General features: G+C 57.8%; 10 protein-coding genes. 4 read left to right on the top strand and 6 right to left on the bottom strand.

Annotated features, from left to right (window positions below; genetic code table 11):
- Positions 1 to 18: 18 nt before the first annotated feature.
- The 4 genes from G438_RS0105755 to G438_RS0105740 form a co-directional block, all read right to left on the bottom strand.
- The gene (locus G438_RS0105755; protein WP_026460511.1) at positions 19 to 714 is read right to left on the bottom strand and encodes a transaldolase family protein; all 696 of its coding nucleotides are present in this window, start codon (positions 712 to 714) and stop codon (positions 19 to 21) included.
- Between the two features lie 237 nt (positions 715 to 951).
- Positions 952 to 2478, bottom strand: a complete 1527-nt coding sequence (gene guaB / locus G438_RS0105750; protein WP_026460510.1) for an IMP dehydrogenase — start codon at positions 2476 to 2478, stop codon at positions 952 to 954.
- Between the two features lie 109 nt (positions 2479 to 2587).
- Positions 2588 to 3856 (bottom strand): AGE family epimerase/isomerase, encoded by a 1269-nt coding sequence (locus tag G438_RS11050; protein ID WP_034285398.1) that lies wholly within the window; start codon positions 3854 to 3856, stop codon positions 2588 to 2590.
- Between the two features lie 268 nt (positions 3857 to 4124).
- Entirely contained in the window at positions 4125 to 4418 is a 294-nt protein-coding gene (locus G438_RS0105740; RefSeq protein WP_026460509.1) for a WhiB family transcriptional regulator, read from the bottom strand.
- Between the two features lie 349 nt (positions 4419 to 4767).
- Here G438_RS0105740 and G438_RS0105735 point away from each other — a divergent pair, with 349 nt between their 5' ends.
- From G438_RS0105735 to G438_RS11970, 3 genes are all read left to right on the top strand, one after another.
- The gene (locus G438_RS0105735) at positions 4768 to 5685 is read left to right on the top strand and encodes a MerR family transcriptional regulator (RefSeq protein WP_026460508.1); all 918 of its coding nucleotides are present in this window, start codon (positions 4768 to 4770) and stop codon (positions 5683 to 5685) included.
- Positions 5686 to 5919: 234 nt separating this feature from the next.
- The gene (locus G438_RS0105730; RefSeq protein ID WP_026460507.1) at positions 5920 to 6783 is read left to right on the top strand and encodes a DsbA family protein; all 864 of its coding nucleotides are present in this window, start codon (positions 5920 to 5922) and stop codon (positions 6781 to 6783) included.
- A 9-nt stretch (positions 6784 to 6792) separates the two neighbouring features.
- On the top strand, positions 6793 to 7926 hold the full coding sequence (locus tag G438_RS11970; RefSeq protein WP_051259343.1) for a cytochrome c biogenesis CcdA family protein: 1134 nt from the start codon (positions 6793 to 6795) through the stop codon (positions 7924 to 7926).
- Between the two features lie 314 nt (positions 7927 to 8240).
- On the opposite strand, the gene groES is transcribed toward G438_RS11970, so the two are convergent.
- Positions 8241 to 8537, bottom strand: coding sequence for a co-chaperone GroES (gene groES, locus G438_RS0105720; RefSeq protein WP_026460506.1), 297 nt, complete (start codon positions 8535 to 8537; stop codon positions 8241 to 8243).
- A 187-nt stretch (positions 8538 to 8724) separates the two neighbouring features.
- Between groES and G438_RS0105715 the strand changes: the two genes are divergently transcribed.
- Positions 8725 to 9963, top strand: coding sequence for a THUMP-like domain-containing protein (locus G438_RS0105715; protein WP_026460505.1), 1239 nt, complete (start codon positions 8725 to 8727; stop codon positions 9961 to 9963).
- 107 nt (positions 9964 to 10070) lie between these two features.
- Here the strand turns inward: G438_RS0105715 and G438_RS0105710 are convergent, their stop codons facing one another.
- A complete protein-coding gene (locus G438_RS0105710) occupies positions 10071 to 12827 on the bottom strand; it encodes a DEAD/DEAH box helicase family protein (protein WP_165569237.1) in 2757 nt (918 codons plus the stop codon).
- Between the last annotated feature and the right edge of the window lie 45 nt (positions 12828 to 12872).

Genomic DNA, 12872 nt, shown 5'->3' with positions numbered 1-12872 from the left:
GTCGCGAAAACGCGCCTTTTAGTCTGCGGAAGCCTCAATGAGATCCGCCCAGTTGAGGGTGCCGCCAACAAGCTTCGCGAAGTCATTATTCTGATCCGCGATAGCCATTTCGGTGGCCGGATTACCCACAAGGTGTGCCAACACGTCCGGGTGAGCAGTGATTGCACCGATGCCAGCTCGGACCAGTTCAAGGACCTGCTCAGAGTTTTTGAACGAGGCGGCCAACACATCAGCATCCAAACCTTGTGCGCGCAACATTTTGTGCATGTCCTCGGCAACACGCACACCAGAAATACCGAAATTATCCATACGGTTCACGTACGGAGCAATGTAGCGGCATCCCGCTTTTGCAGCCATAAATCCTTGCATTGCCGAGTGAATACCGGTGGCTGTAATAAGGAAGCCCCGCTGTTTCAACATTGGCATTGCCGCGTAGCCCTCGCGGGTCACCGGCACTTTGACATAGATATTTTCGCCCAGCGCCTCACGTAGCGCAGCTGCTTCACGAAGCATTTCAGCAGTGCGTGTCGACACCAGCTGGGCGTGCATCTGCGCCCCAAAAGGCAGTATTTCCTTGATGCGCTTCAACGTGGCCAGCGGGTCAGCGCCGTAGCGTGCCAGGATTGTCGGGTTGGTTGTCACGCCATCAACGGGTAAATACGACAGTGTGTCTTCAATTGCTTCCGGGTCAGCATCGTCGATGAGAATGAGCATGGTGAGGGACCTCCAGTGGTTGCCAATGTCACTATCTTAGTGTCGGGATAGCAGTGGTTCAGAGCCAAAAGTCTCAGCGCAAAGCGGCGGCCGACCGTGACTCAGTGTCACAACAAGCCGCCGCTGTTCAGTTGGGTACTGTGCAAGATTCCCGAGGCCACAGGCCGCCAGACTGCGGATCCGGGGTTCCCCGGGCCACACTCCGCCAGGTGGCAAGCCCCGCTGCGCTACCGACCTTTACTTTGAGCTGTGGTAGTTTGGCGCCTCAGTCGTCATCTGCACATCATGCGGATGGGACTCACGCAAACCAGCTGACGTGATACGCACGAAACGTCCACGTGCTTTAAGGTCAGCGATACTGGCTGCCCCCAGATAGAACATCGTCTGGTGCAAGCCGCCAACAAGCTGATAGACAACCGAAGCCAACGCACCCTTGTAGGGCACTTGCCCTTCGATACCTTCAGGCACAATCTTGTCATCCGAAGAAACGTCGGCCTGGAAGTAACGGTCTTTCGAATACGACTTGCGACCGCGCGAACTCATCGCACCCAGCGACCCCATGCCACGGTAGCGTTTGAATTGTTTCCCGTTGGTGAAAACCAATTCGCCGGGCGATTCTTCACAGCCAGCCAGAAGTGACCCCAGCATGACTGTGTCTGCGCCCGCCACCAGCGCTTTACCAATATCGCCTGAGTACTGCAGGCCACCGTCAGCAATTAGTGGCACGCCCGCAGGGCCGCAGGCCTGCGCGGCAAGGTGAATGGCGGTAATCTGCGGCACACCAACACCGGCAACGACGCGGGTCGTGCAGATCGACCCTGGGCCAACGCCGACCTTAACAGCGTCAACACCAGCATCAATGAGGGCTTGCGCACCCTCGCGGGTTGCAACATTTCCACCAATGATCTGCACCCCATCAAATGCGGAATCGGATTTAATGCGGCGAATCATGTCCAGCGCAAGTGCCGCGCCACCATTGGCTGTGTCCACCACAAGGACATCAACCCCGGCCTCGGCAAGAGCAGACGCACGTTCCCACGTGTCACCCCAATAGCCCACGGCTGCGCCAACAACGAGGCGTCCACGCGCGTCTTTCGTCGCATTCGGGTACTGCTCGGTTTTCACGAAGTCTTTCACGGTGATAAGGCCCGTGAGGTGACCATCGTCGTCGACTATGGGGAGTTTTTCCACGCGGTGTTGAGCCAGCAGTGCCTTTGCGTCCTCACGGGAAATGCCAACATGCCCTGTGACAAGCCGTTCACGTGGCGTCATGCAGTCACGCACACGCAGGTGACCCCAGTCATGAGCTGGAACGAAACGCAGGTCACGGTTGGTAATGATGCCCAGGAGCGCACCATCGTCGCCAACAACAGGTAGACCAGATACGCGATAGTGGCCACACAACGAGTCGAGTTCTTCAATGGTGGCGTCTGGCCCAACAGTTACCGGGTCTTCGACCATACCTGATTCGGAGCGTTTAACTTGGCGAACCTGTTGGGCCTGTTCTTCGATAGAGAGGTTGCGGTGGAGGATGCCAATGCCGCCTTGGCGGGCCATAGCAATTGCCATGCGAGCCTCAGTAACGGTATCCATTGCCGCAGATAGCAGAGGAATACGGAGGGTGATGCCTTTGGTCAGGCGAGATGTGGTGTCCACCGTTGAGGGAACCACGTCGGTGAGTTCCGGCAGAAGCAGAACATCGTCGTAGGTCAGGCCCATCAGGGCAAAAGGATCGTTTTCTGCGCGCATGTCACGTTCTCCCATGCACCAAGTTTAGGCGCCCTCCCCTCACCCATCTCAAGCCAGCATGACCTTTTTGGGCGCTCCGTGGTGAGTGTCACCTGCGTGAGCAAACAGTACCGGCGCGTCGGCGTCAGGACTGCACATAACGGCGAACGGCCTCGGCAAACGAGGCGGCAGACGGAAGAAGCGGCATAAGTAGCATTTGCGCCACGTGGTAGGCGTCAGGCTTACCCGCCCACGTTGTTGACGACGCCTGCCCGCCTTCGTCGACTTCGTGTATCCACCTACCGGGCGCTTCACGCAGGTACTGGTCCATCCACGCCACCCAAGTTGCGAAATGGTCTGACACGACGTCAACATTTTCGCTTTGCCCTTCCCGCATATACTCACGTCCCAGAGTGACAGCCGCTGCGACAGCTTCACAAGCCACCCAGTGCATACGCGTGGGTACTACGGGAGTGCCCGAGAAATCGGTGGTGTAGACGAATCCGCCGTGAACCTCATCCCACCCGTCCGCGGCAGCGCGTTCAAAGAGAAGAGCGGGCACGTCAAGCGTCCAGTTGGGGATTTCATCATCAAGGTCACGCAATGCGCCGCGAAGGTGCAGCATGAGGCGCGCCCACTCAAAACCGTGGCCCGGGGTTGCCCCATATGGCCTGAAAGGGTCAGAGGGTTTGTCACTGTTGAATGAAGGCTGCACTTCCCATGTTTGGGTGAAGTGTTCAGGGAGTCTCCCGTCCCATTGAACTGCAAGGTCAGCCGCCCAGCGCAGTATGGCGCGCGCCCGATCAAGCCATAGACGTTCCCCTGTGGCGTAAAAAGCAGCAAGGTAGGCCTCCACTGTGTGCATATTGGAGTTGAGGCCACGATAGGCTTCCGACGTCGTGAAACTGCGGTCCCACGATTCACGTCCGCGCCCGTATTGCGGCTGCCACCAATGCTGATCCTGGTCGTTAGCTGCAAGGGCCAGCAGGTCAAGGCCACCTGGAATACCGGCCTGGGTGGCGCTGGAAGCAGCCAGAAGCACGAAGGCGTGTGCGTAGGCTTCTTTGCGACCATCGCCCACATATTCCGCATGCCCGGCGTCATTGACGTCGTGACTGACGGCGCTAAACCACCCGCCGTATTCGTGGTCGCGCATAGCAAGGCTCAGTGCGCGCACACCGTGCGTGGCATAGTCGTGGGCTTGTTCAATCCCCAGCATGGTTGCCAGCGAAAAAACGTGGGTCATACGCGAGGTAATCCACAGTTCCACGGGCCTGTCCAGATCAACCGTGCCATCACCATTGAGGTATCCAAAGCCACTGGGACATGCTGATGCTGTGGCGAATGCGACGAGGTCGTTGAACTCTGCGGTGAAACTGTCGATCAGCGCGCGGTCATCCCATGGGGTGTCCATGTGGTTCTCCCTCCATACGTGCAGCAGTGGAGAGGCGGTACCTTTCGCGTGGGCTGCTGCGGATGTTGTCACTTTTGTCACTACGTCAGTGCCACGTTAGCACTCGGTGGCGCTTCAGTAGGCACGCTTGACGGATACGTTAAAGGCCACCACGTGTGTGGTGGCCTTTCATTGGGGTGTGTAGCGATTTTTGGCTCCTGCTCAGCCAATGGTTTTGTGGTCAGGTGTTGACGACGCGGTTGTGACCAGGAGCAGCAAAGTACGTATTTTACGAGGCGCGGCGACGTACGCGGGCACGCACAGCCTCTCGACGTTCTTCCTCGGTCATACCTCCCCAGATGCCGTATGGTTCTTGTGCAGCAAGAGCATATTCGCGGCATTGTTCCAACACGGGGCAGGTTGCACACACTGCTTTGGCAGCTTCAGCGCGACGACGACGGGTAGAGCCGCGTTCACCTTCGGGGTGGAAGAACATTTCGGTATCGAGGTCGCGGCATGCACCTTGGTACTGCCACTCCCAGGCATCGATCATCGGCCCTGGCAGTCGTGAGACGTCGGTCATGAGCACTCCCTTCCATTGCTTGTTTTGCGTTCAGGACGTTCCTTTCGGCAACCACTGAATATCTTATAAAACTACGCAAGGGTTATTCAAGACCGTGACACAAATTCTCCGCAAATTCCCAGACTTGCGCCGAAACTGAAAAAAGCCTGAGAAAATAGGCATGCTTCCCGCGCACTAATTCACCAGGAACAACCCGGCGACCAACACTCACCACAACCGCTTGCGACCTGCAAAAACACTGTTCCGGTGGCGGTAGATGCGAAAGCAGCCCACAATCATGTCATAGGCATTTGCGCTTCGGCGATGATGCCTCGGTAAGAACGATCAGCCTGTGACAAGGAGGGAGCCCATGCCCAAAGCCCATCTGCTCGCCTCGTCACTGCCCGATGCTCCTTTGTCGGTGGCCGCAGTATCAGTTCGCCTTGGCATTTCCCCTTCCACATTGCGCACGTGGGAACGTCGCTACGGACTGGGACTTGGCTCACGCCCCTCAGGCACTCACCGCCGATATCTCCCAGAAGACGTGACCCGCCTGGCCAAAATGGTGGAACTTATTCACGCTGGTGTCCCCACCTCGGAGGCAGCGTCTATCGTTCTTTCCGGCAGTGCGGTCGATACTGCCGACTTTGCACCCCCTTCAGATACACCTGAAATCATTAATGCTGCCCGCCAAGGCAACCTTGAGCACCTATTCCACCTTCTTGAAAGTGCGATTGCAGCCGAAGGTCTTGTTCAAACGTGGACACGCCTGATTGAACCTGCATTAGAAGCAATCCGCGCTTCCCACGAAGGTGAAGAGCCTGGTCATGCGCCATCAGCGCTGCTGACACTGTCAGTACTGCGTGTCTTAACAGAAGTGTCGGACCATCGCCCACCCATTGCAGCAAATAGTGACTGCGTCCTCGTCCTCACCGATGAAGAACACACCCTTGCTGCTCACGTACTTGGGGTCGCCCTGCAATGGAACGGCATCAACACCGCCATTATGGCGACCGGGTGCCACGCTGGAACTACTGCCACTGAACGTGTGAGCGCACACTGTTCACAGCGTCCTGCCCGTCTAGCTGTGGTCATGGGCCGCGGCACCGACTGTGAACAGCTCATTACGACCCTCACCTCTGCGTTGAGCCTTAACGTGCTACTGGTGGGGGCCAGTTCCCCAACCGTTATGGACCCCAAGGTCTCACGCGTGCGCACCGTGGGAGCCGCCGTCGAAGAGATTCGCGCACTCCTACAAGAACGCACGCAGACGCTTCCCTTCGCTTAGTTCCTAAGAACGACAGGGCCACTTTACGTCTTCCTCTGCCTCCCGGATTCTCTCACATTTCCGGCCTCCTCCGATTTCCGCCCGTTAGCCCAGCCTGTGGCGCACTAAGCAACAACGTGCCCGCACTCGAGCAAAATATGTGCCAGTGGGCATTGCCTGTGGCGTTCTAAGAGACAAGAGACGCCAACTAGGTTACCGTGGTGTGGGTAGTTTTCCTCTCAGACAGGTTCATGCATGAGCACCACTCCTGACACCACAGCAACGTCGCCACGCGACCCTCACAACGGGACACTACGCGACCCCCAAGGCACCACCGCCTCGTCACGCAACCCGTTAATGATCGTTGTGAGCTTATTGCTCTTGCTGATCGTCGCACTGCTGGCTGTCATCGCTGTCTTGCTCACTGTCAAACCCAACGACACCACTGCCGCGACGTCTGCAACACCGCCCGCCACAACGACCGAGCAAAATGCGCAGGCCCCGTCAACCGATACTTCCACCACCCAGCAGGACACATATGCGCCCGTTGTCACTGACCCTGCACTGTTGGAACTCCTCCACGCGGAGGTAAGACGTGACCCGGCAGATGGGCAGGCCAAAGGCAGTGTTGACGCGCCCATAGTGATGGTGCTCTACTCTGATTTTTCGTGCCCCTACTGCGTGCTGCTGGCGCAGGAAGTGACCCCGCAGCTGCAAGATCTTGTTGATGCCGGAACATTGCGTATCGAGTGGCGCGATCTGGCCCAGATTTCGGCGTCGTCACCCCTGGCCGCACAAGCTGGTGTTGCGGCAGCTAATCAAGGGTATTTCTGGCAATTCCACGACGCGGTCTATGCCAACCTGTCAACCCAAGGACATCCTGAGTTCACTGAGGCTTCGCTGGTGGAATATGCCAAGGCTGCTGGCGTGCCCGATATCAACGCATTTACAGCCGATATGACCTCCGCTGAAACGGTCGCAGCGGTCGAGGCCTCTAAAGCTCACGCATACCAGGTGGGTATTACTGGAACACCTTTTATGGTGGTGGGCGATGCCGTCATTAGCGGGTATCGTGACGCGAACTACGTGCGCCAAACAATTCTTGAACAAGTGAAATAAGGTCACTTGATGGGTGATATTCCAGCTCTTGCTGCACTTTTGGGGGGAGCTCTCACCCTTTTTGCCCCCTGTTCAGCGCTGCTGTTACCTGCGTTTTTTGCCCACGCCTTCGCCGAGCGGCGCACCCTCATTGTTCGCACCGTGCTCTTTTGGTGCGGACTCCTGACCACGCTGGTGCCGCTTGGCGTCATGGCTGGCAGCTTGGGCGCCTATTTGCGCACATGGGAACAGCAGATTGCAGTTGGAGCGGGCACGCTGATTATCCTTTTGGGGGTCGCTCAAATATTCGCTGTTGATCCGTTCTTTTTCTTGCTGAGGCGTCGCTGGCGTCGCTCGTTAGGTGGCGTTGGCCCTCGGCCTGGGACTGTGCACGCCTCACGCCTGCCACAAATGAAGGAGATTCGAGCCGCGCTCACCTCCGCCACAGACGGTGGCCCCTCACCAGATACCCCAATCGGGTTGGCAATGCCTGCGATGGATGCCATCGCCTCGGCAATCCCAGCTGCCTCAGATGCGGATGCCACCACCTCGGCAAGTACCCCAGATACAGGTCGGCTCCCTGACACGGACACCGCGAGGGCAAGTGCACTATCGGTGTACCTCATGGGGCTGGTCTATGGTTTCGCAGGTGTTGGCTGTGCTGGTCCAATCCTTGGCGCAGTGCTGCTCAGTGCGGGTATCGGCGGTTCGGTGACTCATGCCGTACTGCTGGTAGTCCTATATGCCACAGGTATGACGCTTCCTCTTGTACTGCTGTCACTGTTGTGGTCGCGCCTGGCCCGGGCGCGTTGGATTCGACCGCGATCAGTGTCTTTGGCTGGACGCTCTACAACGTGGATGAACGTCGTATCTGGCCTGCTCTTTATTGCCGTTGGCCTCTTTTTCGTTGCCTTTGGCGCGCATAGCCCCCTGCCGTCGCTTGTCGATGGAGGTCGGTTAGCATCGTGGGAAAGTGTGCTTCTTCAGGGTCTCGCGGCTTTACCGGCATGGCTACCGTGGACGATGCTTGTTCTAACCGGCATTGCGGTGGTCTTACTCGCAGCTGCACGTCGCCCATCGTCACCTGACACACCCCAAGACATTGGCTCACGAAACGGCTCCACACACGACGCATCCCACGAATGTGGCTCACAAATTAGCTAATAACCACCAACATCGAACCTTCGACATTGCGCCAACCATATGAGGGGCCGATGGCCAGATTCAGAGTGTCGGTCACATTCGCGGGCCGATGGCCAGATTCAGACAAGAAGATTCGGATAAGGTCAGCAACCGCGCAGATTAAGCGGCGACAAGACGATGATCTGTGCATGTGGAGGCAGCAAAATGCGGCACAGCCGCTACGTACCCCGAGAAAGCGCGAAGGAAATGTCGGCAGATACCAGAAAATGCCGACGAATGGCATGGAAAAGCCCGGCCAGCCATATAGCCAACCGGGCTTTTCAACAAATAGTCGCTCAGCGCTCCACAACAGCGAGCACATCACGAGCGGAAAGGATCTGGTATTCCTCACCGTCGTACTTGACCTCGGCGCCACCATAGCGGCTGTAAATAACGGTGTCGCCAATAGCCACATCGACAGGGACGCGGTTGCCGTTGTCGTCAATGCGGCCTGGGCCGACGGCGATGACAACGCCTTCCTGCGGCTTTTCTTTAGCAGTGTCAGGCAGAACGAGACCCGAAGCAGTGGTTTGCTCAGCTTCGAGCTGGCGGATGACGATGCGGTCTTCCAGAGGTTTGATGGTGATCGACACTGTCGTTCACTCCTTTTCCGTTGAAAAGTAAGGGGGGTGGCTTTGCGCCTGCCGTCGCGGGTAGCAGTGAAAGCCTGCGGCCTAAGCCGCGTGACAACGTCTAGCTTAGAACCGCGTTGGCACTCCAGCAAGCCGAGTGCCAAATGTGTCGTCTTCTTCAGCGAAACAAACATGGGACAATCAACATATGACCTCCTCGTTGTCGCACCTCCTATCCTCCCCTGGCTGGGATCTTCTTCAAGCATGGGAGGCACGCCCCGAACGCAAAACAATGGATCCACTGGCCCTGGGGTCCGCATTACGCTCTCAAGGGGTCAGTAACGAGGTAGCGGCCGCGGTCCTGGGGCAACTATCCTTACGTGACAGTGCCGAAGACAAATTTGGCCCCATCGCACGCCATATGGTCTTTACCCGCGACGGCCTCGAACAGGCAACCCGCTTCCAAGTGGCCGCTCTGCACGCCCAACGGATGCGCGACGCAGGCGTCACCTACCTTGCCGATCTTGGTTGCGGCATCGGCACCGAATCACTTGCTGCAGCAGGTTTAGGTATGTGCACATTAAGCGTCGACATTGACCCTGAGTCCGCGGCAGCCGCCTCGGCAAATCTGCGCGACTTCCCCAGCAGCGAAGTCCTGCACGGCGACGTCACCGACCTGGACCTGTCGGCTTTGTCCGCAGCAGGTGTTGACGCGATCTTCGCTGATCCTGCGCGCCGATCGGGCGCCACCAAAGGGGCAACCCGCATTAGCAACCCAGAATGTTGGGCCCCTCCCCTGTCAACGGTGCTGGAGTGGCGTCACAGCATCCCAGCACTCGGGGTGAAAGTTGCTCCAGGAATTGCTTACGAGGCGCTGCCCGACGGCGCACACGTCCAGTGGACCAGCGTTGATGGCTGCCTTGTCGAGGCGGCCCTATGGTGTGGCCCATTGGCAATCGAAGGGCCGGGGCGCAGCGCGCAGGTCATACACGGCACCAGCGTTCATGTGCTGCGTGATACCAGCGCTACTCAACCATATGTGCCTCGACAACTCGCCTCGGTTGGCACCCTCGGCGCCTATCTTGCAGAGCCAGATGATGCCGTCATTCGCTGCGGCGCTATCGCTCAATTGGCTTTCGATACGTCCATGCATCTCATTGACGAAAAAATTGCCTACCTCAGTGGCGACCAACTGCCTCACAGCCCATTCATGTCGTCCTTCGAAGTCCTTGAAGTCACGGCTTTGCGCCCTAAACACATCGCAGCAGCGTTAAAGACACTCGATGTAGGTCGTGTCGAAATTAAGAAGCGAGGTGCCGACATTGACCCGGCCACACTGCGTCGTTCCTTGAAAATGGACGGTAGCGGCGAAGCGACAGTCTTTGCCACGCGAATCGGTGGAGAGCACCGCGCAATTATTGCCAGGCGACTGCATACGCACGACTAGGCCTACGCCGTCGGCCTACTGGCGGGCAGCGCGACCCAGCGGCGAATATCGCGCGCATTTGTCGCGTGCCTCCACGCAGCAGCCGCGTGGCTTATTCCTATCCCCCACTATCCGTTCCGATAGAGGCGATCTGCACTGAGCACACGCCTTGTTCCAGCAAATATTGTCGCAATATTGCTGGCCGACATCTGCCGCGCGGTCACTAAAGCTGATCGTCCCTCCTCGTTACGCGTATATACCGCTTCCATCTTCAACCCCACCTTGGCTAGTTCGGCCACAAAACGATCAACATGGGCACGATTAGTGGCAATAACGCTAGGGACATTTTGTGCCAAAAATATTTGTCCAAGACGGTACATTCCACTGGGCACCAGCAGGTAACGCGGAGCTCGTGTGGGGGCACATAACTCAGCCACCGCCTCGGTAAATACCTGCTGTTCACGCACACTGGCTCCGGTCAGCGACACGGTAAGGCTTTCAGATGCGGCAAGATATTCCACCCGAGGCAACGCCCCTGCTGTTTCGATAATGCCCATCGTCCGTAGCACCTCGACCAATGCGCCCGACTGCGCAACCAGACGATGCCGCGGATGCAGCAGTCGGCGCCGCAGCAGGAGTTTCGCACCATGGGACACCAAGAGCGCCACACTGCCCACCCCAAGTGCAAGCAGCACCCACCCTAAGCCTTCGACCCCAAATCCGGCCCCCAAGCGCACTATTGCAGCGATCAACGCCCAGATGCCCATCTGAACGAGCGCCATTAAATAGTCAGCGCCCATCAATACCTGCACAGGTGCTGCGCTGACAAGCCGCACCTCACGCGTAAGATCCATACCCGTTGGCGCATTCACATCGTGGCGCGCGATGGCTTCGTGCCACAGTTCCCACACTCGCTGTCGATTAGTACAACGGACAAGATTGTCATTATTGAGGGCCTCAACCTTATCGTCCTCCCAGAAGCGCCGATCGCTGGCGCACCGCTCCACACCGCTTTCCACCAAAGGTTTGACTGCGTGTGGACCAACAAAGGTATCGAAGCGTCGCGAAAGTTTACGCACATCCCAGGCATCTCGTAACGGTTTCTTCGATGCACCTGAGGCAAGAATATGGTCGACATCTACGGTCGCCAGGTGCCAAATATTCGCCACTTTGCGCCGATTATCCGGGTCAATACGAATGACTCTGCCACGCATTTGGTTCGTCATCATTGTGGCTTTGACCGTGCTTGCGAGCACCAGCGTATTGAGCTGAGGGCAATCCCACCCTTCCCCAAGCAAGGCCGCGGTACCCACAACGATGGTGACCATGCCGCACGACAATGCCCGTGTCATCACAGCCACCGCATTCTTTGAGCCACCCTCGAAACGAGCTTGACTATACGCGGGGCACCGTTCCAACACTGTCGTATCGACTGCACACCCCAGCTGCTGCGCCAAGCCCGCGAGTGCCTCGGCAATAGCCGAAGGAATGATCACGCATCGGCCGGTAAGTACGGCGAGCCGCTGGTGGCTGCGCAGGTCAGCTTCGGTGTCAAATCTGCGGCGAATAACTTCAAAGGCAGGTAAGACACCGAGTTTCACCATTGGGTCACTGCCACCAATCTGGGTAAGGGTCTCGGCACGAATATGATCGGCTAAGACAAGCATCCGCAGCCCTGGCCCACACACCGTCGCTTCATGCACCGCGATGGTGGCAATCGAATCGAGTTTGCCCACCGAATTCAGTAACAGTCGGTTGGCGTCCAATGCTGAGGTGTTGATGACACCGTTGCTGCCCAGGAGGTGACGGCGTGACAGGCAATCGGTCACGGCCTGAATGAAGTCAGCGTCGAATAGGTGCGTATGGGTGACGATGAATTGGAATCCGTCTTCAAAGGTGGCTTCAAGCGCATCGTTAGCCAGCAGAGTGGTGAGTATCGGTGAGGGTGTATGGCCCCACATGCGACACAGGTGCAGGAAGCCGACACATCCGACTTCGTCGTCAAGGCATTCGTCGATCCACTGTTCGGGTACGTGTGCGAGCGGCCCGCGACTGAGCATATCCGGTGCTTGTGGTGCCAATTCAGCGATGACTGCGCGCGTATGTGCGCGTAGTGCCAGCAGGGTATTGCATTCGTCGGCGCTGGGTTCATTGAGGAGAATATAGTCCTGGTGTGGCGCCAAATCAGCGGTTGCGATGAGTTCCGCCACCGATATTTCAGCATCGATTGGTCCGCATAGTGCTTCGTAACGCTGCCATTCCTGCGGTGAACTGTCGTAGGGCGGGGTGGCGGTGAGGGCAATGATATTCAATTGGGGTCGTTGTCGATGTAATTCGTCGATAAATGACGTTAAAGCGCGGTGCCACTGGGTGCGAAGGTGATGCGCCTCGTCAAGGATGATGGTGCCCACGTCGGCGAAAAGGGCAACAAGGTCAGCGTCAGCGAAAGATTCGCCGGTATCTTCGTCGGTTGAGCGCGTATAGGCAGCGAAAAGACTCTGATAGGTGCTGGCTGTGAGGTACGCAGGAGCACGAAGGCTAGTGGATGTGCCAATTGCTGCACTGCTGGCCGCAAAATGCGTGACGAGGCGGTCGCACCATTGGTCGCGTATGGCCAGGCTGGGGGCAAGGACCAGGGTGCGATATCCGAGGCGACCGGCAGCTTCGAGGCCAAGGATCGTTTTCCCGGAGCCGGGTGCGGCGACGACATGAAGTCGGTGATCACGGGTCAGTTGGTCAACATGGGAAAGGACCCGCGCTTGGTAGCTGCGTAGTTGTCCAATAAAGCGCCAGCTCCCTTGGCACTTGGCGCCAGGCGCCTCGGTGCCGCCGTATTCGGTGTGGCCAGAGTCTGTGGCCATTGCACTGCCCCTATCGTCAGTCATGGTGGCATGCGCCAGCCAGCGCCTTGGTAGTCGACTGGAGAATGA

Source organism: Schaalia suimastitidis DSM 15538 (assembly GCF_000429105.1).
GTDB classification, from domain to species: Bacteria; Actinomycetota; Actinomycetes; order Actinomycetales; family Actinomycetaceae; genus Pauljensenia; species Pauljensenia suimastitidis.
Note: the sequence above shows the minus strand (reverse complement) of the source record. Positions and strands in the feature narration are given on the sequence as shown.